Below are 26,589 nucleotides of genomic sequence, written 5' to 3'. Positions count from 1 at the left end.
AGACTAAATGTATGCGGGAGAGATATACGTCTTCTATATTGTGAATTTTTCATATGTTGTAATATTGGAATTAGCAGATGGAATATTGTGGTTTTAGTTTGTTCTCTTTTCATTTATGATAGATATCAAACTGAAAGGATGTGAGTACATGGATCGGCTTCGTTATCCAATCGGACCATTTGAACCTGTTGAGAACCCGACTTCAGAACAGCGTAACCTTTGGATTGATGAAATCCTGGAAATCCCGAACCTTCTCAGGCAGACTGTGAAAAATCTAACATTAGAGCAGCTGCATACACCATATCGTCCGGACGGTTGGACGGTTCAACAAGTCGTTCACCATATGGCCGATAACGATATGAACGCCTATATTCGTTTTAAGAGGGCGCTGACTGAAGATCACCCAATCTCCGGTTCTTATCGGGAGGATTTGTGGGCGGAGCTAAGCGACTATGCGGCACCGATTGAATTGTCCTTGATTCTTCTGGAATCCCTTCACAACCGCTTTGCCGTTCTGCTACGTTCCTTGCACCCGTCCGACTTTCAGCGAACATTTACGAGCCCCACTCACGGACCAATGAGTCTTGAAACGGCAGCTCATCGGTATGCCTGGCACGGCAGACATCATATCGCACAAATCGTTTCACTTAAAGAACGCATGGGCTTGACATAGAAATTATGTACTGAGGTGCAGGGCGATTGTAAAATAGTATAAAGAAAAGCGCCGGCATCTGACGGCGCTGCTGTATGTCGATATTTTTTTTGAAAGTCAATCTTCCGGGTTCCCGTCTTCCTTCTCTTCGATTATCACTCCGGCGAACAGAGCATGAACGAATTGTTCGGAATCGAACGGCTGCAGATCCTCCATTTTCTCGCCAAGCCCGACCAGCTTCACCGGAAGGTTCAGCTCCTGGCGGATGGCGACGACAATGCCGCCTTTGGCCGTTCCGTCCAGCTTGGTAAGGACAAGGCCTGTCACTCCGCTCTTCTCGCCGAACAGCTTGGCCTGCGCAAGCGCATTCTGCCCTGTCGTCGCGTCGAGCACCATCAGCACCTCATGCGGCGCACCCGGAATCTCGCGCTGGATGACACGGAATATTTTGGCCAGCTCTTCCATCAGATTGCTCTTGTTCTGCAGCCGGCCCGCCGTATCGCAGATCAGCACTTCGACGCCGCGCTGCTTGGCGGCCTGAACCGCATCAAACATCACCGCTGCGGGGTCGGAACCCGCGCTCTGCTTGATCACATCCACGCCTGCCCGCTGTCCCCATACCTCAAGCTGCTCGATGGCTCCCGCACGGAACGTATCGCCCGCGGCCAGCAGCACTTTTTTGCCTTCCTGCTTATAGCGGTGTGCCAGCTTACCGATCGTTGTCGTCTTGCCGACGCCGTTGACGCCAACGAACAGAATGACTGTAATGCCGTCAGGGTTCTCCTTCAGCCGAACGTCATCGTCACCGCGCAGCAGCTCCATCAGCTTGCGGGAGAGTATCGGCTGCAGCTCGGCTGCGTTCTCGATACGCTGCTTCTTCACCTCGGTGCGCAGTTCATCCACCAGCGTCATAACCGTATTAACGCCGACGTCGGCGCCGATCAGAATTTCTTCCAGCTCTTCGTAGAACTCCTCATCGATTTTTTTGCGGCGAATCATCAGGTCGGATACTTTCTCCACGAACCCTTTGCGGGTCTTCTCCAGACCTTCCCGGAACTGCTTTGTTACACTTTCCGTTTTGCCGGAAATGCTTTCTTTCAATTTCTTAAAAAAACTCAATCTTCTTCCTCCGTTCATTTAATGAAATGGCAATACGCCAAATTATGCAATCTCCGCTTCTTCATCTTCCAGACGCACAGAGACAAGCTTGGAGACGCCGCCTTCTTCCATCGTTACCCCGTAGAGCACATCCGCCTCTTCCATCGTTCCTTTACGGTGGGTCACAACGATAAACTGGGTCTGCTCCGAGAATTCACGCAAATATTGGGCAAACCGGACCACATTCGCCTCGTCCAGCGCCGCTTCCACCTCGTCCAGCACGCAGAACGGTACCGGCTTAACCTGCAGGATCGCGAACAGCAGCGCCATTGCGGTAAGCGCGCGTTCGCCGCCCGACAGCAACTGCAGATTTTGCAGCTTCTTGCCCGGAGGCTGGGCGACGATGTCGATACCCGTATCCAGCAGATTGTCCGGGTCCAACAGCATCAGATCAGCCCGGCCACCGCCGAACAGCTTGGTGAACACCGTACCGAATTCCCTGCGGATCGCGTCGAACGTCTGCTTGAACCGCTTGGACATTTCTTCTTCCATTTCGCGGATGACCTGATACAGCGTGGTCTTGGCTTCAACGAGATCGTCCTTCTGCTCGCTGAGGAACGTATAGCGTTCATGCACCCGCTGATACTCGTCCACGGCGCCCAGATTCACCTCGCCAAGCGCGGAAATGCTCCGTCTCAGTTTCTGTACTTCGGCCTGTGCGGCAGGGACATCCTCCGGAACGGGATAGCGCTGCTTGGCCAACTCGTAGCTCAGCTCATAATCGTCGCTCAGCTTCCGCAAAATGTTATCAAGCTCGACGTCCAGCCGGCCAACGGAAACCTCCGTCGCGCGCAGCCGGTCATCCACCGCTTTCAGCGCCTGCCGCTGTTCCTTCGTTTCGCCTTCCTCCAGCTCCAGCTTTCGGGTCAGCGATGTCCGTTCCGCCCGGGTATAATCCAGATTCTCAGCCGCCTCTTCCTTTTTGAGACGGTACGTGTTCAAATCTTCCTGCTGTTTGACGGCTTCGGCGGTATTGGTATTCAAATCCTGCTCAATCGTCGCGAGTAAACTGCGGTTCTGACGCAATTCCTTGTCCTGTGAACCGGCATCGGACTTCAGTCTCCGCAGCTGTTCCTCCAGCGAAAAAATCTCTTGATCCAGCTTGCCTTCCGCTACCTTCATCCCGGTCAGCTTGCCTTGAAGCTCTTCCTTCTCGGTCTCGCTCGCCTTTCGCAGCGATTCCGCATTCCGGATCGCTTCATGGGCGGCTTTTTCTTCCGCTTCCAGCGAAGCCAGTTCGGCCGCGGCCTGCTCTCTTGTCTTCTCCAGCTGCTTCGCTTCATCAGCGAATCCGCTTCGCTCCGCTCCTGCGCTTTCCACCTGCTCCTGCACATGCCGAAGCTCCTGCTCCAGCTGCCTCAGATCGCCGGCGAGCCGCTGCTCCTCCAGACGCTTCTCGTCCCCTCCGTGGCGAAGCTTCTCCAGCTTGTCATTGGAGTCTTCCTGCTCCTTCCGCAGCCGGGCGATGCTGGCTTTCAGCTTGTCGATTTGGCGCTCGGTTTCGCCGATCTCCTCTTTCAGCTGATCCAGCTGGCGTTTGCGTCCAAGGAGACTGGAATTCTTCTTGTGCTGGCTGCCTCCGGTCATTGAACCCCCGGCATTGACGACATCGCCCTCCAGGGTAACGACGCGGTAGCGGTACTGGCATCTGGCGGCGATTTTGTTCGCCTGCTCCAAGCTTTCCGCGATAACGACATTCCCAAGCAGACTGCCGACTATACTGGCATATTTCCCTTCAAAGCCGACCAACTCGGAGCCGATTCCCACAAATCCGTCCGCACCCTCAATCATCCCGCGGTCGCTGCCGGAAATCTGGCGTGGCCGGATGACATCGAGCGGAAGGAACGTGGCGCGGCCAAGCTGCCGCTGCTTCAGAAAAGAAATGGCCTGTCGAGACACGGCTTCGTTGTCCATAACGATATGCTGCAGCGAAGCGCCCAGTGCGGTTTCGACAGCCGTCTCCAGCTTCTCGGGCACGGAGATCAGCTCGGCCACAGCGCCGTGAACGCCGCTGAGGTGCCCCTTGCGTGCGCCCTTGAGCACTTCTTTGACGCCGAGCATGAAGCCGTCGAAGTCATCCTGCATTTCCTTCATCGTCTCATGGCGGGAGACCTGCGCTTCCCGCTTCTGTTCCCATTTGCGAAGTCCCGAGTGGGCCTCGTCAAGCAGCTTTTGCCGGGCAACCGAGTGTTCGCTCTCGGTGATGTAATCTTTGCGCAGCTTTCCAAGCTCTTTGCCAAGCGCCTCGATTCCGTTCTTCAGCTTGCCCTGCTCCCGCAGAAGCTCCTCATGCCGTGATGTCCACTTGCCGCTCTCTTCCTCGCTGCGGTTCATCCGCCGCTCCAGAGTTTCCTTCTGCTGGTCGGCATAGCGGATTTCGTTGCGCGCCTGGGCCATTTTATTCATGAGCTCCAGCAGCGCGCTCTTCAAGCTTTCCTCTTTGCTCTGGCTGAGCCCGTCCGTAACGCCCGATAGCCTGGCTTCTTCGTCCTTTAGCTGCTTTCGAAGCTCCGCGAGGCGAAGCCGGGTCTGTTCCAGATTGTTTTCGAGACCGCTCAGCTCGCGCATCCGGTCTTCCGAGCGCTCGCCGACGGAACCGATGGCCTGAAGCAGCTGCTCCCGGTTATTTTCCAGATGCCGTCTGCGCTCTTTCAGCAATTCGCCGTAACCTTCGCTCTTCTCAAAAGCTTCACTGTACCGCAGCAGCTGCTCCTGAAGCTTCTCGATCTTTTCCTCCAACTGGCGGAGTGCGGCTCTTCCGCTCTCCAGCTTGGCGTCATGGGCTGTGACGACCGTTGACAGTTGAAGCTGCTCGTCCCGCAAAATCTCCAGCTTGGCGTTGCCATCCTTCCAGGCCTCATGGATACCCTCGATCTGTTGCACATAGACGGATATTTCAAGCTGTTTCAGCTGCTCTTTCAATTCCTTATAACGGATCGCTTTCTCGGACTGCTCCTTCAGCGGCCCAATCTGATCCTCCAGCTCGCTGATCAAGTCGTGGATGCGCAGCAGATTCTGCTCCGTCTCATCCAGCTTGCGTCCCGCGTCCTTTTTCCGCGATTTATATTTAACGATCCCCGACGCCTCTTCGAAAATCCCCCGCCGGTCTTCGGACCGGGTGCTGAGAATTTCCTCAATCCGGCCTTGTCCAATAATGGAATATGCCTCGCGGCCGATGCCGGTGTCCATGAACAGCTCCGTAATATCCTTCAGCCGGCACGACTGCTTATTGATCATATACTCGCTGTCTCCGCTGCGGTGGACCCGCCGGGTCACCGTCACTTCGCTGAAGTCCAGCGGCAGCGCATGGTCCTCATTGTCCAGCGTCAGCGACACTTCGCCATAATTGACAGCCTTGCGGGCATCGCTTCCGGCAAAAATAATATCTTCCATCTTGCCGCCGCGCAGCGATTTGGCGCTTTGTTCGCCAAGCACCCAGCGGATGCCGTCCGAAATGTTGCTCTTGCCGCTTCCGTTGGGTCCAACGACAGCCGTTATGCCGCGCACGAACTCCATCTCCGTTTTGTCGGCAAACGATTTAAAGCCAGCTAATTCAATCCGTTTCAAAAACATACGTCGCCAGTCACCTCCGCCCCATTATACCATAGCGTTCCATACCCACAAATAGAACGTTGCAATGAAGGAACAGGATGAAGAAATTGAGCTGGATTGTGAAATATAAAATTGACATTAATTGCAATAAGTGATGTAGTAATGATGTTTGAATTTCTATTTTTTTCTATTAAAGTTATTTTTCTATATTCCAAATCTTCATTAATAAGGGTGATGGAAATGAAGCGGGTACCTGAACAACAAGGACACATTATTCGTTACCGGCAAGGCCGAATCACCAGAGAACCGGATCTCATTGTGACGGAACATCCGGTCACACTTAAGATTAACGGCGAAGAATTCGTGACTCTGGTATGCACCCCCGAATACATTGAAGACATGGCAATCGGTTACTTGGCCTCTGAAGGCATCATTCGGGGAATTCGAGATATTAAAGAAATGTGGACGCAGGAAGAAGAAGGGTACGTACACATCTCCACAGACCGCTGGAATGATCTTCACCGCCAGTTATATGCCAAGCGATATGTCACTTCCTGCTGCGGTGCAGGCCGCCATGGGTTTGTATATGTCAACGATGCAAGAACTGCCAAAATCATCGACGGCATTCATGTCTCTTTATCCTTTAAAGATTGTTTTCGCCTGATGGAAGAAGTGCAGACGGGTGCGGAGCTGTTTCACCGAACGGGCGGGGTCCACTCCGCCGCGATTTGCGATACCGGCGGAGTGCTGCTCGCCCGCAGCGACATTGGCCGTCATAATGCGCTAGACAAAATTTACGGCCACTGCCTAAGGCACGAGATGAACCTGGACAACAAAATCATCGTGTTCAGCGGCCGTATTTCATCGGAAATTCTGCTGAAGGTCGCCAAAATCGGTTGTGAAATCATTTTGTCCAAATCCGCTCCCACGGCGCTGGCCCTTGAGCTGGCTGAACAGCTCGGCATCACGACAGTCGGTTTCATCCGTCAGGATTCATGCAACGTGTATACGCGCCCGGACCGTATCAGCGATTGTATGCTCCTAAACCACAATTGAACATATCTGTCATTTCAAGCAAAAAGCTCATAGTTCTTCATTTTTACTTTTGTTACATTATTTTCATGTTAGCTGTTGCAAGAAAGATGCACCTGTTCAGTTTAAGGAGGGATGTTCAACGGAATATTTATTGGATCGTTTAAACGCGCAAGAATCCCTGGATTCCGAAGAAATTGTCTATCTGCTTGATAGATTGGACGAGGCATCCCGAAGGCGGCTGCATACTCTTGCCCATCAGAAGCGGGTGGCCTATTACGGAACAGGGGTGTATCTGCGGGGGCTGATTGAATTCTCCAATATCTGCAAACAAAACTGCATGTACTGCGGGATACGCTCCGCCAATAAGACAGTCAGCCGCTATCGGCTCCGGCCCGATGAAATCTTGGAGTGCTGCCGGGAGGGTTACGATTTGGGCTATCGCACCTTCTTTCTGCAGAGCGGAGAAGACGATTGGTACACAACGGACAAGCTCTCGCGCCTTATTGCTGATATCAAACGGCGCTATCCGGATACCGCTGTGACGCTCTCGATAGGCGAACGTGACGACGAGACGTATACCCGGTTATTTGAAGCGGGTGCTGACCGTTATTTGCTGCGTCATGAGACAGCTTCCAGCAGACTCTACCAGACGCTGCATCCGACCATGACTTTTGAGAATCGGCGGGACCGCTTGCGTGCCCTTAAAGCGATCGGCTATCAGGTCGGAGCCGGGTTTATGGTCGGATTGCCCGGACAGACGCACAAAGACTTGGCCGAGGACTTACTGTACCTCAAGGAGCTTAATCCGGACATGATTGGCATCGGTCCATTTTTGCCGCATCAAGCTACACCTTTAAAGGACGAGCCGGCCGGAACCTTAGAAGCCACACTTGATATGATCGCACTTGCGCGACTGTTTGTGCCGAACGCCTTGATTCCGGCTACCACAGCGATGGGAACCGTCCATCCGTATGGGCGGGAACTCGCATTAAAAGCGGGTGCAAATGTAGTCATGCCTAATCTGTCCCCGCTGTCCGTTCGTCCGAAATATACATTATATAATAATAAAATTTGTACGGGAGATGAATCTGCGCAGTGCAGGTTCTGTCTGGAGCAGCGGATTGAGGACGCCGGCTTTCATGTCAATATGGGCCGAGGAGACAGTCTGAACTGGTTGTCTAGCCCTCCGGCCCGGCTGGATGTTTTTTGAGAACAAAGGTCATTTGTGACCTGTCGTTTGTCTGTAATTTCGCAGGAAATCAATCGGGCGAAGTTCAGCCTTCTTTTTTTGCCATTAATGAACCCAGAAAGAAGTGGATGTTCGTGAACCGAGTGAATGAGCGCCGTCCGGCGGATTTTATTCAGGACGAGGAAATCAAGGAATCCCTGCAATACGGGGAGGCGGCAATAAACGACAGCCAGATCGTAACCGCAATCCTGGACAAAGCGAGAACGTGCAAAGGGCTGACCTCCCGGGAAGCTGCGGTGCTGCTGCATGTGAATGATGAAGCTACGCTGGAACAGCTGTACCAGGTGTCCAGGGAAATCAAGGAACGGATATACGGCAACCGGATCGTCCTGTTCGCCCCCCTCTATGTCAGCAACTACTGTGTCAATAACTGTGTCTATTGCGGATACAAGCATTCCAATTCCGAGTTTGTACGCAGCCGTCTCACTCAAGATGAAATTGCCCAGGAGGTCCAGGTACTTCAGTCACTTGGCCATAAACGGCTTGTCCTTGAAGCGGGTGAAGACCCTAACCATTGTTCCATCGACTACATCCTGGAATGTATCCGGACCATATACGACACCAAGCTGGACAATGGCAGTATCCGGCGGATTAACATCAATATTGCCGCCACGACAGAGGAAGAATACCGCAAACTGGCGGATGCCGGGATCGGAACCTATATTTTATTCCAAGAGACTTATCACAGACCCAGTTATCACAATTACCACCCACAGGGACCCAAAAGCGATTATGACTGGCACACGACCGCCATGGACCGGGCAATGAAATCCGGAATCGATGATGTTGGCATCGGCGTCCTGTACGGACTCTATGATTATAAATACGAGACCATTGCCATGCTGAAACACGCCGAACATCTGGAGCAGACGTTTGGCTGCGGGCCGCATACGATCTCTGTCCCCCGCCTGCGCGAAGCAGAGAACGTGAATCTGGATAATTACCCCCATCTTGTGGGTGACCACGATTTCGCGAAGATTGTCGCCGTATTGAGAATGGCCGTACCTTATACAGGAATGATCTTGTCTACACGTGAGGACCCGGAATACCGCGACCAGATTATTAAACTGGGAATATCACAGATCAGCGCAGGCTCAGCTACCGGCGTTGGCGCGTATAGCGTCAATAAAGGCAAAGACGACAAGCCGCAGTTCACAGTCGGCGATCAACGCTCTCCTATGGAAATTATCAAGAACCTGTGCCGAGACGGCTATGTTCCCAGCTACTGCACCGCATGTTACCGGGAAGGACGGACGGGGGACCGCTTTATGCAGCTGGCGAAATCGGGGCAAATTCATAATGTATGCCAGCCGAATTCCTTAATGACCTTCCAGGAATATCTGCTGGACTATGCCGATGAGGAAATGCGCGCCATTGGCGAACAGACGATTCGCGAGAACCTGGAACGCATTCCCAAGGAATCGGTCAAAAAAGCAACGATAAAGCAGCTGCGACGCATCCGGGCAGGTGAACGGGACCTGCGGTTCTGACAAACAGTCATCATAAAAAGCACCCGGAACCTGTAACAAGGAACCGGGTGCTTTCATTTAACATACAGATCTTTAACTTCCTTCCTCTGCCCAGGCCAGCATCGCGGACGGGAACATTTCAATCGCCCTTGGGAATACCCCATGGACATAGGCAATAAACACGCCATAATTGACAATCGGGACCCCCGCAACCCTGGCTTCCTCCATTCGCTGCAGCATCGCTCTGCGATTCAGGATGCAGGCTCCGCAATGGATGATAAGGGAATACTGTTCCAACCCTTCAGGAAAATCACTGCCGGCGGCATGATCGATTTGAAGCTGCCTGCCCGTCTTTTCCCGCAGCCAGCGGGGAATCTTGACGGTGGCGATATCATCGGATTGCCGATGATGGGTACAAGCTTCCGCAATCAGCACCCGGTCGCCGTCACGCAGGCGGCTGATCGCCCTCACCCCGCCTACAAGCCGGGGAAGATCGCCTTTGTAGCGGGCAAACAAAATGGAGAAGGAGGTTAACGGAACATCCTTCGGGGTATCGGCTTGGGCTTTCAGGAAAGCCTGCGAATCTGTGATCACCAATCTAGGCTTGCGCCCCATTGCGGCCAGTGTATGCCCGAGTTCTTGTTCCTTGGTCACCACAGCTACCGCATCGCATTCCATAATGTCGCGAATGGTCTGCTGCTGGGGCAGGATCAGCCTCCCTTTAGGCGCGGCCTTGTCGATCGGGACGACAAGAACAGCCAGATCACCAGGACTTAACAGGTCGCCGACAATCCGGAACTTGTCTTCTCCCCTCGGCAAGGCTGCTGCAATCGCCGTCTTTAATTCGCCGATTCCACATCCCGTGGCGGCGCTTAAACAAATCGGCTTGCAGCCAATTACGGCTTCCACTCGTGCCGCCGCCGAGTCGGCCTCTCCTTCATCTCCTTGCGCGGTAAGCAGATCGATTTTGTTTAAAATCACAATCGCCGGAATTTCTCTGGCGGCAATCGTCCGCAGCAGCTCCCGCTCAAATTCGTCTGCTCCCTGGGTGGCATCTACCGCAACCATCGCCAAATCCGTTTTGTTTAGAATTCGCATAGTTTTGTGTACACGCAGCTGCCCCAAATCGCCAACGTCATCCAGTCCGGCTGTATCAATAAGTACCACTGGGCCCGCCGGCAGCAGCTCCATCGGTTGATAGACCGGGTCGGTGGTCGTACCGCTCACCGGGGAAACAATCGAGGTCTCCTGCCCGCCAAGCGCGTTAATTACACTCGATTTACCGGCATTGCGCCGCCCGAAGACGGCAAGGTGCAGTCGTTCTCCGCGTGGTGTATCGATCAAGCTCATAGAGTGCTCTCCTTCGTTTTCCTACCTGGGTTCAGACCCTTCTGCCACTTCCGGGAATCCCCGGTTTGGTAACTTCAAGCGGATGAAGGATCGCTTCAATTTGCTCATCTGCCATTAGGCCGTGTTCCCGCAGTAGCTGTCCAAGCGGCTGTCCCGTGGCCGCCATGGCCGCAGCCAGCTCAGCTGCGGTGTCATACCCTAGATAGGATACCGTTGCCGCAGCCATCACCCCCGAACGGTCCAGATGCTCTTGACAACGGATGGGGTCCAGCGTTAACCCCTGAACACATCGTTCCGTGAACAGCGGCACGGCATGGCTCAGCAGCTCCAGGGATTCCAGCAGCGCCTCGGCAATCAAGGGCGTAAACGCATTAAGCTCCAGTTGTCCGCTTGCCGCCGCCAGTGTCACCGCCGTATCGTTGGCGATCACGCGCATCGCGACGGACCCGGCCATCTCGGCGATGACCGGATTGACCTTACCGGGCATAATGGAGGAGCCGACCTGTACAGCGGGCAGCTTATATTCGCCAATGCCACCGGAAGATCCCGAATTCAGCAGCCGGAAGTCGCCCGATATCTTCAGCAGATTCACTGCGGCCGCTTTCAGCAAGCCCGAAGTTTCCACGAACACATCCATATTCTGAGTGGCATCCATTGGAAAATCGCTGCGGCATAACCCGAGCCCGGTCATTTCACGGAGCTCCTCCGCAATGGCATAAGTATACTTAAGCGGCGCATTCATCCCCGTGCCGACAGCCGTACCGCCGATATTGATCTCCCGAAGCCGTTCCTCCGCTTTATAGAGCCGCCACCGGTCACGGGCTACCGCCTTGGCGTAGGCGCCGAAGCTCTGACCGGCCATGATCGGCAGCGCATCCATAAGCTGAGTCCGGCCCAGCCTTAATACATCGGCATATTGCCGCTCCTTCTCCTGCAACGCTTCCTGAAGGGAAGACAGCTCTTCACTCAGTAATCGCAGCAGAGGAATGACAGCGATACGCAGAGCGGTCGGATAGACGTCATTCGTGGACTGATATAGATTTACATGATCAATCGGATGGATTAACCGATAGTCTCCCTTCGTTCCTCCAAGCCGCTCGATTGCCCGGTTTGCGATCATCTCGTTCACATTCATGTTGGTGCTGGTTCCCGCTCCGCCCTGATAGGCATCCACGATAAAATGATCATCCAACATGCCTCCCAGAATATCGTCGCAGGACAACTGAATCGCCTCAGCGGCATACTCTGGAATATCTCCATGCCGTCCGTTTACTTTGGCTGCGGCTTTCTTGACCAACACCATGGCCTGCATAAGCTGCCGATGGGCCGGGCGGCCGCTGACCGCAAAATTATCCCGCGCACGTACGGTATGAATCCCATAATAGGCATCCCGAGGCACTGGAGCACTGCCAAGCGAATCCTGTTCCATACGGAATCTCAATTCATCACTCATTCCGGTTTCACCCGCCAATTTGAGACATCTGACGCAGCATAGCATGCTGCGTAGGCTTGTGGTTCGGCTGAACGATCATTTCATGCCGCTGCGGTTTGGCTTCGAGCGATCGCCGGATTTCTTGTCTCAGCATCTCATCATTGCCGATAAACGGCTTGATATCCCGCTCGTCGTTCCAATAAAGGCAGGGCTTGATATGCCCGTTCGCCGTTATGCGCAGCCGGTTGCAGTCCATGCAGAAATGATCGCTAACCGGATTAATCAGGCCGAATTCTCCGGCAGCACCGGAAATCCGGTAATACCTCGTCGGCCCCGAATCGGCAGCCGTTCCGCAAAAAGATGGATTGGACAGACTATCGGCAGGCACAACACGCCGTGCGTCCCAACCTCTCTCCGCACATTGGGCCATAATACCTTCCAGCGGCATATATCCCGCTTTCCACCCCTCTGCTTGAACGCCGATAGGCATATATTCAATAAAACGGATTTGCAGAGGATAATCCAGCGTTAGCCGCAAAAAAGACTCGATTTCGTCGTCATTAACTCCCTGCATGAGTACTACATTGAGCTTCAGCATTTTGAATCCGGCCTCAAAGCAGGCTTCCACCGCCCTCATTACCCGGGACAAATTGCCGCCGCGCGTTATGTTTGCGTACCGCTCAGGGAGCAGGGAATCCAGACTGATATTCACGTCAGTCAACCCCGCCTTGAGAAGCGCGCGAGCCTTGGACGCCAGCAGCATACCGTTGGTTGTCAGTCCAATGCGCCGTATGCCCGATACGGAGCTCAGTCTTGATACAAGTTCTTCAAGATGTGGCCGAAGGAGCGGCTCTCCACCGGTAATCCTCACCTTAGTGACGCCCATCTCTGCAAGTACATTTACGATGGCAACTATCTCGTCAAAGGTGAGCAGGTCCATCTTGGAAGTATACTCGGCTGTATTCCCCGTCCTGCAATATTGACAGCCAAGATTACAGCGGTCCGTAACGGAGATTCGCACATAATTATGTACACGGCCAAAAGAGTCAACCAGAGGATCGGACAAAGGATTCACCTTGCTTTCTACATTTTTGTGAATGATGCCTGGATGAAATATAAACGGGCTCAATAGCCGGATAAGCTGCCAAACTGCTGCAGCAACTGCGCACTGGCCATTCTTTTCCGCGCAATCGACTCATCGATTTGGCCGGGTACAATGAACCGGAGCGCATCCGTCGGGCATACACGTACACATTCCGGTCCATTTCCGCGTTCATCACACAGATCGCATTTGTTCGCTACGATTCTTTCCTTCCGGCTCCATGCGCCCTCAGCATTTGTCCGCAGGCCGGATTGCCGCTGCTTCTGACCATCCTGATACGCGGTAACCATCGTAATCGCCCCATAGGGACAGGCCAGCATGCAGGTTTTACAGCCAATACACGTATCCTGGTTAATAAAAATGCTATTGTTCTTGTTCGTAATCGAGCCATTCGGGCACACATTGGCACAAGGCGCATCCTCGCAATGTCTGCACTGGATGGGAGCGGTAACTTCATCCGTTTCGATTACGGTGAGACGCGGGTAGAATGCAATACCGCTTTCTTCCTGCTCAAAGAGACGGTTTCCCGAATGGGCAACGACACAGGCTGCTTCACAAGTATGACATCCAATACATTTATCGGGATCGGCAAGTACGAAACTGTTCATGACAACTCCTCCTTGGCACTTCTGGAAATGAACTTGGTATGCAGCAAATGATGTGAGGCATGGCCTAAAGGCTCGCCTAAAAAATCTTTGTATAATTTAATAATGGCCGGGTTCTCATGCGACTTGCGGACCTTCTGATTGGCGTCATGACGGTAAATTGAACTCTTTCGCGCCTGATAAGCGCTTTTTCGCTGCGTTTCCAGCAGAAGCTTCGGTTGGCCGCCGCCGCTGACGCATCCTTCGGGACAGGCCATGACTTCTATAAAGTGATAAGGGCAGGTTCCCTCGGCCACTTGTTCCAGAATGGATGATACATATTTAAGTCCCGCGACCATAGCCACCTTGAGCTCCAAATCCCCAATCTGCACCGCTGCCGTACGAATCCCTTCATCCCCTCTGATAAAATCGAGCTGAAGATTCGGGATGGACTCGTGTGTCATCAGCTCATACCCTGTTCGGATCGCCGCTTCCATGACTCCTCCGGTTGCGCCAAAGATCGTTCCTGCTCCGGAATACTTCCCTAAAGGCGAGTCAAACGGTTCGTCGGGAAGATTGATGAAGTCAATGCCTTTATCCTTGATTAACTGGGCCAGTTCCCTCGTTGTAATAACCAGATCCACTTCCTGATGCCCGTCGACATTCATTTCTTCCCTACCGGCTTCAAATTTCTTACAAGTACAGGGCATTACCGCCACACTTAGGATATCTGCAGGATCAACTCCATCAACTTCAGCGCTGTAGGTCTTGACCAAGGCTCCTATCATTTGCATTGGCGACTTGCAGCTTGACAGATGCTCCAGCAACTGCGGCGCGGTCGTCTCCGCATGCTTGACCCAGGCCGGGCAGCAGGAGGTGAACATAGGCAGCCGCTCGCCGGACATGACTCTGCCTATTAATTCACTGCCTTCTTCCATAATCGTGACGTCGGCGCCAAAATTTGTGTCATACACCCTGTCAAAATTCAGCCGTCTTAACGCCGCCGCCATCTTGCCCGGCGTTAATGTGCCGAACGGCAAGCCGAATTCCTCCGCCAGCGACACACGGATAACCGGAGCGCATTGCACGACTTTATGCCGTTTCGGATCGGCCAGCGCTTCCTTCAGCTCCAGCCCATGTCCGGTCGAATAGGCGGCGAATAAAGGTTCACGCACACTAGAAACCTGCCCTCTTTGCCGCAGCTTCTCTGCACGAGAGGCTAGGGAAGGTTCACTCTCCGCCGCGTAAGCAGTACACGCCTGAATACATTGCCCGCAAATTACGCAGCGATGTGCATCAATACTCTGCGGAGTGCCCGCTTCACCAGTAATTGCATCCACCGGGCATACCGACGCGCACCGTCTGCAGCCGGTGCATAGCTGCTTATCGATATGAATAATAGGATCGATATTTGGCATCACAGATGAACCTTTCTTTTCTGGAATTAAGTTTGTCATAATCTAAGGCTCCTCAAGCTGCCCACATCTGCAGCCGTCCGTGATCGGGATTCTCCAAGGATCGGACTAACTAGCGTCAGCGCCTGTTCCGGACAGACTGAGACGCAAGCGGGAAGCGAACCGCCTCCGTTTTCTGTCAGTCTGCCGGATTGGTCAACTGCGACTGATGTCACTGTCTCTTCAGAAACCGTATTCGCTGCTGATGCAATATTTCGGCATAAATCACATTTATAAGCGATGATTCTTGTTTTACGTTCCAAACGGCCGTTTTGCTGTTCCTTTAAGTACGGCTGCTCTATCTCCTGGCCGTTGCCGTACGACTTATAAAGACTGACCGCGCCAAACGGGCAAGCCATGGCACAAGCTTTGCAGCCTATACAGCGATCCTCATCGATCAGAATCGCGCCTTCCTCCTGCCGGATCGCTTGTACCGGACAAACGCCGGCGCAAGGCGCATTCTCGCAATGCCGGCATTGAACCGGCATCGCGAAACTGTCCGACCGGATGACATACAGCCTTGGAAGAACCGGCATGGTGATCGTACCTACCGATGCAGCCACACCGTTATCCTGGTTATGCACCGCGAAGCAGGCCAGTTCGCACGCTTTGCAGCCTATACATTTACCGGCTTCGGCAATGACGAACGAATTGGGCCGTTCCCTCTTCATGCCTGACCCGCCCCCACATGCATTTGCTTTTTAAGCGACTCATATTGCTGCCGAACCTGCTGCTCGGCACGAAGCTGATCCGGAATCTTTTCCAGGCGAATCGCGCAATATTTATACTCCGGTGTCTTCGAGACAGGGTCCAAAGCGTCCCCAGTCAGCTCGTTGCAAGCGCCAATCCAGAAATGATAGGTCATATAGGTGGCGCCTGTTTTGACCCGGTCGCTGATTTGCGCCCTGGCTACAATCCTACCCCGCCGGGAGATAATCCTTACCAGCTGCCCATCTTGAATGCCGAGGCTCGAAGCATCCCCGGGACTGATCTGAATATTACCGGGCTCATCGGATAATTGGCTAAGGGCACGGCAGTTCCCGGTCATGGTGCGGACGGAATAATGTCCGACTTCACGGACAGTCGACAGCGTCAGCGGATACTCCTGATCCGGTTGCTCCAGCGGAGCTCTCCATTCACAGGCGAACAGCCGCCCTTTGCCGTTGGGGGTTGAAAAGCGGTTGCCCTCATATAAATAAGGTGTACCCGGATGATCTTCGGACGGGCAAGGCCACTGAATACCGCCCAGCTCCTCCATCTTCTTATAGCTTGCTCCCGCAAATTTAGGACAGAGGGCTCTCATCTCGTCCCAGATCTCCTCCGTATTCCGGTAGGACATCGGATAGCCCATCGCAGTGGCCACCTCGCTGATAATCTGCCAATCCGGCTTCACTTCCCCCGGAGGATCAATGGCTTTTCTAATCCGCTGAAATCCGCGGTCGGCTGACGAATACACACCTTCATGTTCGCCCCAGGAGGTAGCGGGAAGGATGACATCCGCATGCAGTGCCGTCTTGTTCATAAAGATATCCTGCACAATGACAAACTCCATCTTTTCCAGCGTTTCTCTAACCTCGGCCGCGTTCGGATCACTTTGTACGGGGTCTTCACCAAAAATGTAATAGGCCTTCACCTTGTCTTCCTTCAATACCAGATGGGGAATTTCAGTTAAGTGGTACCCCGTTTTTTCCGGCAGCGTCACGCCCCAGGCCTTCTCGAACTTTTTGCGTATTTTGGGATCGGTAACGGATTGATAACCCGGATACACATTAGGCAATGCCCCCATATCACAGGAGCCCTGTACGTTGTTCTGGCCGCGGACCGGTCCAATGCCGACGCCGGATCTGCCAAAATGGCCGGTCAGCAGCGCCAGCGAGGCGAGCCCTTTGACAACGTCCACCGCTTGGGCGAATTGGCAGACCCCCATGCCATACAGAATCATCGCTTTATTCGAATTGGCATACTGCCGCATCACCTTGCGAATATCATTTGCTTTTACACCGGTGATGCTCTCGGCATATTCAGGCGTATACTTTTGCACACTTTCCTTATATTCAGCAAACCCTTCTACATAATTGGCTACATAATCCTTGTCATATAATTCTTCCTCTAAGAGTACATTTCCAAATGCATTTACAAGCGCCATGTTTGTCCCCCCTTTAAGAGGGAGCCAAGTATCTGCAATTCTAGCCGATTCTGTCTTTCGTGGATCGGATACGATAATAGTAGCGCCTTTCTGCTTCGCTCTGACGATTCTTCTGGCTACAATCGGATGTGTAACGGCGGCATTATAACCAAAAATGAAGAGCAGATCCGTATCCTCGATCTCCGGAATCGAATTCGACATCGCCCCATCGCCCAACGAATAGGTCAGCCCCGCCACGGATGGACCGTGGCATACTCTGGCGCAGTGGTCAATATTATTGGTGCCGATCACCGCACGCATAAATTTTTGCATGACATAGTTGGCCTCATTGCCCGGTCCTCTGGCTGAACCTGTGCCCATAATCGCATCCGGACCATATTTTTCTTTAATGGCACTAAGCTTCTCTGCTGTAAATTGTATGGCTTCCTCCCAAGATACCTCCTGCAAAATCCCTTCTTTGCGGATCATGGGCTTGCGAAGGCGGGCGGTCAGAATCTGCGGATCATTCAGAAAGTCCCAACCATAATGACCTTTCAGGCACAAGTTCCCTTCGTTTGTTCGTCCATCCGCAGGCTCGGCCCCCACGACCTTCCCATCTTCAACCAGCAAATGCATCTGACATCCGCTTCCGCAATACGGGCATACCGTCAGTACTTTGTTCCCCATTGGATAACCACCTTTTCATGTGATTTTATGCACAAAGGACACAACAAAAAATAAGCCAATACAAAGTATAGTCAGGAAATACACCATGTACTGGCTTATTAAAAAGCGAAGAAGCTTACGCCCTTTCTCTTCAATCAAACCGATTTATTAAGTTGAATAATAATTGCCCGGCCGCTTGGACAAAGTTCAGCAATCTTCCAAGTATATGTAAACCGGCTGCCAAGCGTGTCTATCATTTCGGACATAAATTCTCTTTCCAAATAAGGCTTTAATACTTTCCAATATTCCGCAACGAGATCGACAGCGCCTTCTTTCATTAAAATTTCCGATAGACTTGATAGAATTCCCCTAATCTCAATGGTGATTAACAGGTCATTCTCCAGTTTAACCTTTACATTCTCCGGACCTCTGCCCCGATAATGCTTAACAATCTTGACTACGAGTCTTCTAATCTTCTCCTGGCATTCGAATTCAGTCTCACACATCCAAACACCCCACAATATCCATCTTTTTATGGGATTTTATTTAATTAATTACATGTTAGACTTTTCCAAAAATCTTGTCAATCCATAAATTAACACTTATCCATCCGTTTCCAACTGTTATTCTTAAATTCCTGGGCATTTCCGTTATAATTCGAAAAAGAGCAGCAAAGGTCTGAGTTCCGTTTGTACGCCGGATTCAGACCTTTGCTGCTCTGCTGCGTTTGACCATATTATACTGTGTCTGTGTTAGCCCATTTTCTCAGACCCGTCCTCTTTCAGACGCAGTAGCGCAGCTGCAGCAGCCTGCTGCTCTGCTTCCTTCTTCGAGCGGCCGCTTCCCCGGCCAAGGGTACGGCTGGCCATGCTTACTTCGGAGACAAATTCGCGTTCATGAGCCGGTCCCCGTTCCTCAATAATCCGATATTCCAAGGTGCCCATACCGTGATGCTGAATCAATTCCTGCAGTTCTGTCTTGAAGTCGTTTACCCCTAACAGCAGCTTGCCGTCCGTCTCCACCAAAGGGAGTACATATTCAGCCAGAAACCCACGCACCGTTTCCAAACCCTGATCCAAAAAAAGCGCTCCAACGAAGGACTCGAACACATCCGCCAGCAGCGCCGGCCGGGTTCGTCCTCCCGTCAGTTCTTCGCCTTTGCCAAGCAATACGTAGCGGCCAAAGCCGAGGTTCTCGGCGAATTTGACCAGCGAGGGCTCACAGACGATAGCGGCCCGCAGCTTGGTTAATTCACCTTCCGGCCGATCCGGAAGCAGATTGTACAAATATTCGGAAACCGTCAGCTCCAGGACGGCGTCGCCCAAAAATTCAAGGCGTTCATTGTCCTGGTGCTGGTTGAAGCGGTGTTCATTGACATAGGACGCATGGGTAAAAGCCTGCTTCAGCAGCTGAGAATCGTGGAATTGAATATGAAGTTGACTTTGCAATTGCTTCAGGTCCCCATTCATCGCACGGTCTCCTTACTGATTGTATTTTTTCAAAATAACGGTAGCGTTATGTCCACCAAATCCGAACGAGTTGGACATCACGATGTTCAGATCCGCTTCGCGCGGCGTATTCGGAACATAGTCCAGATCGCAATCGGGGTCTTGATTATCCAAATTGATCGTTGGAGCGATTATTCCCTTTTGCAGGGAAAGTCCGCAAATGATCGCCTCAACACCGCCGGCCGCTCCAAGCAGATGGCCAGTCATGGATTTCGTGGAGCTGATAGCCACCTTGTACGCATGGTCGCCCAGCGCCTTCTTGATGGCTGTCGTCTCGGACTTGTCCCCTACGGGTGTCGAGGTGCCGTGCGCGTTGATATAATCGATTTCCTCCGGCTGAATGCCTGCGTCGCGGATCGCCATCTTCATGCAGCGGGCCGCGCCTTCCGGATCAGGCTCGGTCATATGGTGGGCGTCTCCGCTCAACCCGTAGCCGATAACCTCAGCGTAGATACGGGCGCCCCGCTGAAGCGCATGCTCCAGGGATTCCAGCACCAGAATGCCGGCGCCTTCGCCCATGACAAATCCGTCTCTGTCCGTGTCGAACGGACGGCTCGCCTTTTCCGGTTCATCATTGCGCGTGGACATCGCTCTCATCGCACAGAAACCAGCCATACCCGTCGGACGGATCGTCGCTTCCGCGCCGCCGCAGATCATGGCGTCCGCGTCGCCGCGCTGAATCATGCGGAGCGAATCGCCGATAGCGTGGCTTCCCGTCGCGCAGGCGGTTACCTGCGTCGTATTGGGTCCCTTCGCTCCGAGGCTGATGGACAACTGTCCCGAACCCATGTTGGCGATCATCATCGGAATAAAGAACGGGCTGACACGTTTCGGGCCTTTTTCAAGCAGCAGGTTATGCTGGTCTTCCCAAGTGCCAAGTCCTCCTATACCCGAGCCGACGGATACGCCTAATCTCTCGGCTTCAATGTTTTCGCCAATCACAAGACCGCTGTCATTCAGCGCCTGCTGTCCTGCTGCGAGGGCGAATTGGACAAAACGGTCCATCTTGCGGGCTTCCTTGCGGCCGAACAGTTCCTCAGGATCAAAATCTTTAATCGAAGCTGCAATCTGCGTTGTATATTCGCTGACATCGAAGGCTTCGATTGTAGAGACGCCGGACTTCCCGTTCATCAGGCTGTCCCAAAATGTCTCCAAATCTTTCCCCAGCGCTGTCATCACGCCCATACCGGTAACAACCACTCTATGACTCAAACGCATTCACCCCATCTGTTTACTGTAAGCTTTGAATTCTCTCTTATTTACCACTATATAAATTGCAAACGCCGCGAAAAAGGCGGCGGTTTGTTATTTTCCTTGGAAATACGCTTATCAAAGCGTATCTTTCGCAAAGCGTTAGTCGCTGTAAAAATGAGGAGAAGTCCCGCCTTAAGCAGGTACGGGACTCTTTAAGCAAAGGACTCTAGGTATGAGATTGTATGTAGTTTACAACTTCACCCACGGTCGTAATTTTCTCTGCGTCTTCATCAGAGATTTCCAAATCGAATTCATCTTCCAATTCCATAACCAATTCTACAACATCTAGAGAATCAGCTCCCAAATCATCTTTGAAAGACGCTTCCAGTGTGACTTCGGCTTCGTCGGCTCCTAAGCGGTCGACGACAATGCGCTTTACACGCTCCAATACATCGGACATCCGGTTCACCTCCTCTTTTGGTATTATACGAGATATGAGTTCAAAATACCATAGAGCGAAAAAAACGCTTTACGGAGACCATTCCCGTACTTTAAACCCCGGCAAGGGGCTTCTTATAACTTTACATATACATGCCGCCATCCACATGGAGAGTCTGGCCCGTCATATATGCCGCTCCCTCCGATGACAGGAAGAGGACGGCCGACGCAATTTCTTCCGGCAGGCCGAGACGGGCAAGCGGAATACCCTTGGCCAGGTCGGAGCGCACTTCCTCGGACAGCTGGCGGGTCATATCGGTGTCGATAAAGCCCGGGGCAATACAATTGACCGTTATGCCGCGGGAAGCAAGCTCGCGCGCAGCCGATTTGGTCAATCCGATAATGCCGGCCTTCGCCGCCGAATAGTTCGCCTGCCCTGGATTGCCCGTCACGCCGACAACGGAGGAAATGTTAATGATCCGGCCATAGCGCTGCTTCATCATCGGGCGGGTGACCGCCTTCAGACAGTTGAACACGCCTTTGAGATTCGTCTCAATGACCTGGTCGAACTCTTCCTCTTTCATCCGCATAATCAGGTTGTCCCTTGTAATGCCGGCGTTATTGACGAGTATATCAATACGCCCCCAAGCGTTAAGGGTCTCTTTAACAAGACCTTCCGCCTGTTCGGTGCTGCCGACATTCCCCCGGAGCGCGATTCCTTCGGAGCCAAGCTCCGCGATGCGTTCCACGGTCTCCCGCGCCGCATCTTCGCTGCCGGAATAGTTCACGGCGACCTTGACGCCGTACTCCGCCAGCGCCAGCGCGATGCTGCGACCGATGCCGCGCGAAGCGCCGGTAACGAGGGCCGTCTGGCCCCGCAATGCTGAGAACATACTTATAGTCCCCTTTCATATTCCGTAAAACTTATCTGCGCGGTTCGAATCACTGGTTCAGGCAAGAGCCTCAATACTTGCCAGACTGTTGATATTGATCACTTTGGCGTTCTTGTCGATTTTGCGGATAAGACCGGCAAGCACGCTGCCGGAACCGATCTCAACGAACGTATCCACGCCTTCTGCAATCAGCTGTTCCACGGAGTCCTGCCACAGCACCGGTGAATACACCTGCCGGACCAGCAGCTCTCGGATCTCCTCCGGATCGCTAACGGGAAGGGCGGTAACGTTGACAACAACCGGAACGGACGGAGCACTGAATTCCGTCTTGGCAAGCTCACCCGCCAGGCGCTCCGCCGCCTCCTTCATCAAGGAGGAATGGAAAGGACCGCTCACTTCCAGCGGGATCGCCCGCTTGCCGCCCGCTTCCTTCACCCGCTGAACGACCGCGTTCACGCCCGCCTGCGAGCCGGATACGACAATCTGACCCGGGCAGTTGACGTTCGCCAGCTCAACGGGGCCTTCCTGTTCGGATACGCTTCGGCACAGCTCGGCCAGCGCCTCACGCTCGGCTCCCAGTACGGCAGCCATCGCGCCCTGCCCGCCCGGCACGGCCTCTTCCATAAACCGGCCGCGCAGACGTACAAGCTTGACGGCGTCCTCATAGGTCAGGACACCTGCCGCCACCAGGGCGCTGTATTCTCCCAGGCTGTGGCCCGCCACGTAATCCGGCGTAAGGCCTTTGCCCTTCAGTGCTTCCAGATAGGCTACGCTTGCGGTAAGCAGCGCGGGCTGTGTGTTGGCTGTCTGCTTAAGATCGCTTTCAGGCCCCTCGAATACGAGTGTGCTGAGCGGAAAGCCGAGAACCTCATCGCCTGTTTCAAATATCGCACGGGCGTCTGGCACAGCTTCATATACATCCTTCGCCATGCCGACTGCCTGCGCGCCCTGTCCGGGAAATACGAATGCGATTTTACCCATTATGCTATTACTCCCTTTCACTTACCAAGTCAATATGGAAGCGCCCCAAGTCAGGCCGCCGCCGAAGCCGACCATGAGGACGGTGTCGCCTTCTTTTATCCGTCCCTCTTCCGCCGCTTCCACCAGGGCAAGCGGTATGGATGCGGCCGAGGTGTTCGCATATTTGTCTACATTAATAACGCACTTCTCCGGCGGAAGATCGAGACGCTGCATTGCTGACTGAATAATGCGTATATTCGCTTGATGCGGTACAAAGAGATCGATGTCTTCCTTCGTAAGACCCGCTTTACCCAGCACCTTCTCCGTTGCCGCACCCATTACCCGGACAGCGAACTTGAACACTTCCCGTCCGTTCATGTAGATAAAATGCTTCTTGCCTTCTACTGTTTCTACCGAAGCGGGCAGCCGTGAGCCGCCGCCTTCGAGTCTCAGAAGCGGGCCGCCTGCGCCCTCCGCGCCGAGATCAAAGGATTTGAATCCCCGTCCTTCCGGCACTTCGCCGACAATGACCGCTCCCGCGCCGTCCCCGAATAGAACACAAGTGTTGCGGTCCGTATAATCCGTAATCCTGGATAACGAGTCCGCACCGATAATCAGGGCGTTGTTATACATGCCGTTCTGAATGAAGCCGACCGCCGTCGCTAGACTGTATACGAAACCGGAGCAGGCCGCAGACAGGTCAAATGCCGCTGCGCCCTTCGCACCTAGCTTATCCTGCAGAATGCAAGCCGTAGAAGGGAATGTCGTGTCGGGCGTAATCGTTGCCACAATGATCAGATCCAGATCCTCGGGCTTCATGCCCGCCGAAGCCAGCGCGCGGAGCGAAGCCTCGTAAGCCAGATCGGAGGTCGCTTGATCCGGAGCGGCGATATGGCGCTCCCGAATGCCTGTGCGGCTAACAATCCATTCATCGTTCGTTTCCACTATTTTTTCTAAATCGCTGTTGGTCAATATTTTCTCGGGCACATACTTTCCAGTGCCGATAATACCGACCGGACGTAAGCTCTTCATATTGTCACTCACTTCCCGCTAATTTCCTTGGATATGCTTGGCACAAGACCCGACGAGAGTGCCTGCCGCGCCTGCCGGACCGCATTCTTAATGGCATTGCCGTCAGATGACCCATGTCCCTTCACGACGAGACCGCTTAAACCGAGCAGCGGCGCGCCGCCGTGCTCCTTGTAATCCATCTTGCCCTTAAGTCCTCTCAGTTCAGGCATAAGCATCGCCGCTCCAAGCTTGGTCTTAAGGGAACGGCTGAACTGCTCTTTGAGCAGGGCAAAAATCGCACCTGCTGTCCCTTCCAGCGACTTCAGCAAAATATTGCCGGCAAAGCCGTCGCAGACGAGCACATCGCAGCTTCCCGTTAGAACGTCACGCGCTTCCACGTTGCCGACAAAGTTGATGCCCGCAAGCTGCTCCAGCAGCGGGTATGCTTCCTTTGTCAGCTTGTTCCCCTTGCCGGGCTCCGCGCCGACGTTCAGCAGCCCTACGCGCGGCTGCGAAATACCGTGCATCTTGCTGCGGTAGATGCTTCCCATCAGCGCGTACTGCGCCAGATGCTGCGGCTCGGCGTCCATATTCGCGCCGAGGTCCAAAGCCAACACGCCGACATCGTCGAGGGTCGGAATCATAGGCGCAAGCGCCGGGCGCTCGATGCCCTTCATTCTTCCGACGACAAGCAGCCCCGTCGTCATGAGAGCTCCCGTATTGCCTGCGGATATCATGGCCTCGGCTTCGCCTTCCTTAACCATTCTTCCCGCAACAACCATGGATGAATCCTTTTTTCGCCGTACGGCTTTGACGGGCTCCTCATCAGGCCCGATTACTTCACTTGCATGGCGAACCGTCACATTAGAAGGCTTGTCTTTAAGCAGCGGCGCAAGCCTTGCTTCATCGCCTACCAGCACGATCTGCGTATCTTTCCATTCCGCAGCCGCGGACAAGGCACCCTCTACATTGCACTCGGGCGCATGATCCCCGCCCATGGCGTCAATGGCGATCTGCACTTCGGCTTCCCCCTTCGCTGTATTCTTCCGCCGCGGACCGGTACACGACGAACTGGCCCTGAAAGACCATCTCTTCGCCGACATAGGTGAATACGTCGACCTCGGCCTTGCCCCTGCGGCCCGCCAGCGAGCGGACATAAGCCTTGGAAATGCATTTCTCTCCCAGCCGGACCATGCGTATAAAACGGATATCGGCCGAGGCCGTAAGCGCAATTTCATCGTTTATTACGGCAACCGCAAGCGAATTGGCCTGCGCGAACACGTAATGGCCCCGGGCGATACCGTTTCTTGAGAAGACATGCTCTTCACGAATCTCAAAGATCGAGATCCCGCTCTTGTCGAGCTGCAAATCGACGATATCCCCGACCACTTCATCCGGAGGAAGAGAGCGCACTTGATCGTAGGAATGCTCCGCCATCTGCTTCATACGCTCCCGCAGCTCCGGAATCCCGAGTTCCATACGGTCCAGGCGGATGGTCTGTATGCTAACCTTCAACTGCCGTGTAAGCTCGCGGTCCGTGACAAAAGGGTTGTCCGCAATAATCTGCAACAGCAGCTGCTGGCGTTCTTTTTTCGACACGCGCTCGATGGCGGTTCACCTCCCGTCCGTGCTCGTCTAAGCAATGACCGGCCTCTGAACGGCCGCAATTTATATGGAAGCAATTAAAAATTCACAATTTAGAACCTGGTACTAATATGTAGTATAAAGCATGATGCCGGAAAAATAAAGCATTGACTTCAAAACCGTGATCCGGCGAAAAATCTCCTGACACAAGCTGCCTGATACCCTGCCTACGTTATGCCCGCAAAAAAAATAGCACCTCACCGATAGATGAAGTACTACTTTGTTCAGAAAGATCACTATTGTTTGATGATCTCTCTAGCTTTGTACGTTCCGCACACTTTGCATACGTGGTGAGCAAGCTTCAATTCTCCGCATTGTTCACATTTCACCATGCCCGGCACAACCAGCTTAAAGTGCGTGCGACGCTTGTCACGGCGTGTTTTGGACGTTCTACGTTGAGGTACTGCCATGTGTTCCACCTCCTTATTCAAGTGAACCCGTAAAGACGGGTTGTTCATTTCATCGTCTCATTTGAAAAAATCTTTCAATCCGGCGAGACGCGGATCGATTACGGTGTTGTCGCAACTGCAGGCGCCTTCGTTCAAATTCTTCCCGCATGTGGGACAGAGTCCCTTGCAGTCTGAGGTGCAGAGCACGGAAAGCGGCAAATGGAGAAGAAAGCTTTCCTCGACATAAGGCACCAGATCCACGGCTTCATCGGTCACGTAGTTCAGATCCTCGTCTTCCTCTTCTTCCGGCTCGGCCGGTTCCTTACTCCACTTGAACGTCTCGGCAAAAGGAATATCCATATGGCTCTTGACAGGATTCAAGCAACGCGCACATAGCATGTCCGCATCTCCGCTCAGCTTACCCTCCACGGTTACGAGATCCGCAGCCGCGGGCAGCGCATCGAGATCGGCTAATAACGGCGATACAGTCAAAATATCCTTGCGTCCTTTGACGGCTTCGCTGACATCCACATTCTCGTGGAAGTGCAAAGGTCCGTCGGCATTTGCGATTTTGCGAAAGTGAAACTTCATAGATATCACTCCAAACAAACAAAATTTATTATACCTACCATTCATGACCTTTGTCAACCATTTTCCCTTTATATTGTTGCAGAAAGAGGGAAGATTTATGTTATAACTATTAGTAACCGATTCGGGACGTTTT

At 53.2% G+C, this 26,589-nt stretch carries 24 protein-coding genes; 4 read left to right on the top strand and 20 right to left on the bottom strand.

Features of this window, described 5'->3' with window-relative positions; genetic code table 11:
* Window positions 1-148 precede the first annotated feature (148 nt).
* A complete protein-coding gene (locus PUR_RS13310) occupies window positions 149-673 on the top strand; it encodes a YfiT family bacillithiol transferase (protein ID WP_179035660.1) in 525 nt (174 codons plus the stop codon).
* 96 nt (window positions 674-769) lie between these two features.
* On the opposite strand, the gene ftsY is transcribed toward PUR_RS13310, so the two are convergent.
* Both ftsY and smc read right to left on the bottom strand, forming a co-directional pair.
* Window positions 770-1,771 carry a signal recognition particle-docking protein FtsY gene (gene ftsY, locus PUR_RS13305; protein WP_179035659.1) on the bottom strand — a complete coding sequence of 334 codons (1,002 nt, stop codon included), beginning with the start codon at window positions 1,769-1,771 and terminating at the stop codon, window positions 770-772.
* A 42-nt stretch (window positions 1,772-1,813) separates the two neighbouring features.
* Window positions 1,814-5,383, bottom strand: coding sequence for a chromosome segregation protein SMC (gene smc / locus PUR_RS13300; RefSeq protein ID WP_179035658.1), 3,570 nt, complete (start codon window positions 5,381-5,383; stop codon window positions 1,814-1,816).
* A 219-nt stretch (window positions 5,384-5,602) separates the two neighbouring features.
* On the opposite strand from smc, the gene fdhD reads away from it, so the two are divergent.
* The 3 genes from fdhD to hydG all read left to right on the top strand — a co-directional run bounded on the left by fdhD (window position 5,603) and on the right by hydG (window position 9,136).
* Complete coding sequence (gene fdhD, locus PUR_RS13295) at window positions 5,603-6,418, top strand: formate dehydrogenase accessory sulfurtransferase FdhD (RefSeq protein WP_179035657.1); 816 nt, start codon at window positions 5,603-5,605, stop codon at window positions 6,416-6,418.
* Window positions 6,419-6,548: 130 nt separating this feature from the next.
* A complete protein-coding gene (gene hydE / locus PUR_RS13290; protein ID WP_179035656.1) occupies window positions 6,549-7,607 on the top strand; it encodes a [FeFe] hydrogenase H-cluster radical SAM maturase HydE in 1,059 nt (352 codons plus the stop codon).
* 113 nt (window positions 7,608-7,720) lie between these two features.
* Complete coding sequence (hydG, locus tag PUR_RS13285) at window positions 7,721-9,136, top strand: [FeFe] hydrogenase H-cluster radical SAM maturase HydG (protein WP_179035655.1); 1,416 nt, start codon at window positions 7,721-7,723, stop codon at window positions 9,134-9,136.
* A gap of 72 nt (window positions 9,137-9,208) precedes the next feature.
* Here the strand turns inward: hydG and hydF are convergent, their stop codons facing one another.
* The 18 genes from hydF to PUR_RS13195 form a co-directional block, all read right to left on the bottom strand.
* A complete protein-coding gene (gene hydF / locus PUR_RS13280) occupies window positions 9,209-10,465 on the bottom strand; it encodes a [FeFe] hydrogenase H-cluster maturation GTPase HydF (RefSeq protein WP_179035654.1) in 1,257 nt (418 codons plus the stop codon).
* A gap of 31 nt (window positions 10,466-10,496) precedes the next feature.
* The gene (locus PUR_RS13275; RefSeq protein ID WP_179035653.1) at window positions 10,497-11,918 is read right to left on the bottom strand and encodes an aspartate ammonia-lyase; all 1,422 of its coding nucleotides are present in this window, start codon (window positions 11,916-11,918) and stop codon (window positions 10,497-10,499) included.
* A 7-nt stretch (window positions 11,919-11,925) separates the two neighbouring features.
* Complete coding sequence (gene moaA / locus PUR_RS13270) at window positions 11,926-12,963, bottom strand: GTP 3',8-cyclase MoaA (protein ID WP_179035652.1); 1,038 nt, start codon at window positions 12,961-12,963, stop codon at window positions 11,926-11,928.
* Between the two features lie 59 nt (window positions 12,964-13,022).
* Entirely contained in the window at window positions 13,023-13,607 is a 585-nt protein-coding gene (locus PUR_RS13265) for a 4Fe-4S dicluster domain-containing protein (RefSeq protein WP_179035651.1), read from the bottom strand.
* Entirely contained in the window at window positions 13,604-15,040 is a 1,437-nt protein-coding gene (locus PUR_RS13260; protein WP_232101489.1) for a [FeFe] hydrogenase, group A, read from the bottom strand. Before PUR_RS13260 ends, PUR_RS13265 begins: the two co-directional genes overlap by 4 nt.
* Window positions 15,037-15,708: a 4Fe-4S dicluster domain-containing protein gene (locus tag PUR_RS13255; protein WP_179035650.1), complete on the bottom strand. Its 672-nt coding sequence runs from the start codon at window positions 15,706-15,708 to the stop codon at window positions 15,037-15,039. Before PUR_RS13255 ends, PUR_RS13260 begins: the two co-directional genes overlap by 4 nt.
* A complete protein-coding gene (fdhF, locus tag PUR_RS13250) occupies window positions 15,705-17,849 on the bottom strand; it encodes a formate dehydrogenase subunit alpha (RefSeq protein WP_179035649.1) in 2,145 nt (714 codons plus the stop codon). Before fdhF ends, PUR_RS13255 begins: the two co-directional genes overlap by 4 nt.
* A gap of 134 nt (window positions 17,850-17,983) precedes the next feature.
* The gene (locus PUR_RS13245) at window positions 17,984-18,334 is read right to left on the bottom strand and encodes a Na-translocating system protein MpsC family protein (protein ID WP_179035648.1); all 351 of its coding nucleotides are present in this window, start codon (window positions 18,332-18,334) and stop codon (window positions 17,984-17,986) included.
* A gap of 246 nt (window positions 18,335-18,580) precedes the next feature.
* Window positions 18,581-19,297 carry a ribonuclease III gene (gene rnc / locus PUR_RS13240; RefSeq protein WP_179035647.1) on the bottom strand — a complete coding sequence of 239 codons (717 nt, stop codon included), beginning with the start codon at window positions 19,295-19,297 and terminating at the stop codon, window positions 18,581-18,583.
* A gap of 12 nt (window positions 19,298-19,309) precedes the next feature.
* Window positions 19,310-20,548, bottom strand: a complete 1,239-nt coding sequence (gene fabF / locus PUR_RS13235; protein WP_179035646.1) for a beta-ketoacyl-ACP synthase II — start codon at window positions 20,546-20,548, stop codon at window positions 19,310-19,312.
* Between the two features lie 208 nt (window positions 20,549-20,756).
* A complete protein-coding gene (gene acpP, locus PUR_RS13230) occupies window positions 20,757-20,990 on the bottom strand; it encodes an acyl carrier protein (RefSeq protein ID WP_019638123.1) in 234 nt (77 codons plus the stop codon).
* Window positions 20,991-21,111: 121 nt separating this feature from the next.
* The gene (fabG, locus tag PUR_RS13225; protein WP_179035645.1) at window positions 21,112-21,861 is read right to left on the bottom strand and encodes a 3-oxoacyl-[acyl-carrier-protein] reductase; all 750 of its coding nucleotides are present in this window, start codon (window positions 21,859-21,861) and stop codon (window positions 21,112-21,114) included.
* A 57-nt stretch (window positions 21,862-21,918) separates the two neighbouring features.
* Complete coding sequence (gene fabD / locus PUR_RS13220; RefSeq protein ID WP_179035644.1) at window positions 21,919-22,842, bottom strand: ACP S-malonyltransferase; 924 nt, start codon at window positions 22,840-22,842, stop codon at window positions 21,919-21,921.
* 21 nt (window positions 22,843-22,863) lie between these two features.
* Window positions 22,864-23,853 (bottom strand): beta-ketoacyl-ACP synthase III, encoded by a 990-nt coding sequence (locus tag PUR_RS13215; RefSeq protein ID WP_179035643.1) that lies wholly within the window; start codon window positions 23,851-23,853, stop codon window positions 22,864-22,866.
* A gap of 8 nt (window positions 23,854-23,861) precedes the next feature.
* Window positions 23,862-24,851 (bottom strand): phosphate acyltransferase PlsX, encoded by a 990-nt coding sequence (gene plsX, locus PUR_RS13210; RefSeq protein ID WP_179035642.1) that lies wholly within the window; start codon window positions 24,849-24,851, stop codon window positions 23,862-23,864.
* Entirely contained in the window at window positions 24,835-25,431 is a 597-nt protein-coding gene (gene fapR, locus PUR_RS13205) for a transcription factor FapR (RefSeq protein ID WP_179035641.1), read from the bottom strand. Before fapR ends, plsX begins: the two co-directional genes overlap by 17 nt.
* Before the next feature lie 281 nt (window positions 25,432-25,712).
* Complete coding sequence (rpmF, locus tag PUR_RS13200; RefSeq protein WP_019911234.1) at window positions 25,713-25,886, bottom strand: 50S ribosomal protein L32; 174 nt, start codon at window positions 25,884-25,886, stop codon at window positions 25,713-25,715.
* A 57-nt stretch (window positions 25,887-25,943) separates the two neighbouring features.
* Window positions 25,944-26,456: a YceD family protein gene (locus tag PUR_RS13195; RefSeq protein WP_124694304.1), complete on the bottom strand. Its 513-nt coding sequence runs from the start codon at window positions 26,454-26,456 to the stop codon at window positions 25,944-25,946.
* Window positions 26,457-26,589 lie beyond the last annotated feature (133 nt).

The organism is Paenibacillus sp. URB8-2 (assembly GCF_013393385.1).
Taxonomy (GTDB): domain Bacteria; phylum Bacillota; class Bacilli; order Paenibacillales; family Paenibacillaceae; genus Paenibacillus_AQ.
This window is presented reverse-complemented; position numbering and strand designations above follow the sequence as displayed.

Bases quoted from the DNA above. Each gene is read 5' to 3' on its own strand.
- PUR_RS13310 (WP_179035660.1), top strand. From the start codon at position 149: ATGGATCGGCTTCGTTATCCAATCGGACCATTTGAACCTGTTGAGAAC.
- smc (WP_179035658.1), bottom strand. From the start codon at position 5,383: ATGTTTTTGAAACGGATTGAATTAGCTGGCTTTAAATCGTTTGCCGAC.
- fdhD (WP_179035657.1), top strand. From the start codon at position 5,603: ATGAAGCGGGTACCTGAACAACAAGGACACATTATTCGTTACCGGCAA.
- hydF (WP_179035654.1), bottom strand. From the start codon at position 10,465: ATGAGCTTGATCGATACACCACGCGGAGAACGACTGCACCTTGCCGTC.
- PUR_RS13275 (WP_179035653.1), bottom strand. From the start codon at position 11,918: ATGAGTGATGAATTGAGATTCCGTATGGAACAGGATTCGCTTGGCAGT.
- PUR_RS13265 (WP_179035651.1), bottom strand. From the start codon at position 13,607: ATGAACAGTTTCGTACTTGCCGATCCCGATAAATGTATTGGATGTCAT.
- PUR_RS13260 (WP_232101489.1), bottom strand. From the start codon at position 15,040: ATGACAAACTTAATTCCAGAAAAGAAAGGTTCATCTGTGATGCCAAAT.
- PUR_RS13255 (WP_179035650.1), bottom strand. From the start codon at position 15,708: ATGAAGAGGGAACGGCCCAATTCGTTCGTCATTGCCGAAGCCGGTAAA.
- fdhF (WP_179035649.1), bottom strand. From the start codon at position 17,849: ATGGGGAACAAAGTACTGACGGTATGCCCGTATTGCGGAAGCGGATGT.
- PUR_RS13245 (WP_179035648.1), bottom strand. From the start codon at position 18,334: ATGTGTGAGACTGAATTCGAATGCCAGGAGAAGATTAGAAGACTCGTA.
- rnc (WP_179035647.1), bottom strand. From the start codon at position 19,297: ATGAATGGGGACCTGAAGCAATTGCAAAGTCAACTTCATATTCAATTC.
- acpP (WP_019638123.1), bottom strand. From the start codon at position 20,990: ATGTCCGATGTATTGGAGCGTGTAAAGCGCATTGTCGTCGACCGCTTA.
- fabG (WP_179035645.1), bottom strand. From the start codon at position 21,861: ATGTTCTCAGCATTGCGGGGCCAGACGGCCCTCGTTACCGGCGCTTCG.
- fabD (WP_179035644.1), bottom strand. From the start codon at position 22,842: ATGGGTAAAATCGCATTCGTATTTCCCGGACAGGGCGCGCAGGCAGTC.
- PUR_RS13215 (WP_179035643.1), bottom strand. From the start codon at position 23,853: ATGAAGAGCTTACGTCCGGTCGGTATTATCGGCACTGGAAAGTATGTG.
- rpmF (WP_019911234.1), bottom strand. From the start codon at position 25,886: ATGGCAGTACCTCAACGTAGAACGTCCAAAACACGCCGTGACAAGCGT.
- PUR_RS13195 (WP_124694304.1), bottom strand. From the start codon at position 26,456: ATGAAGTTTCACTTTCGCAAAATCGCAAATGCCGACGGACCTTTGCAC.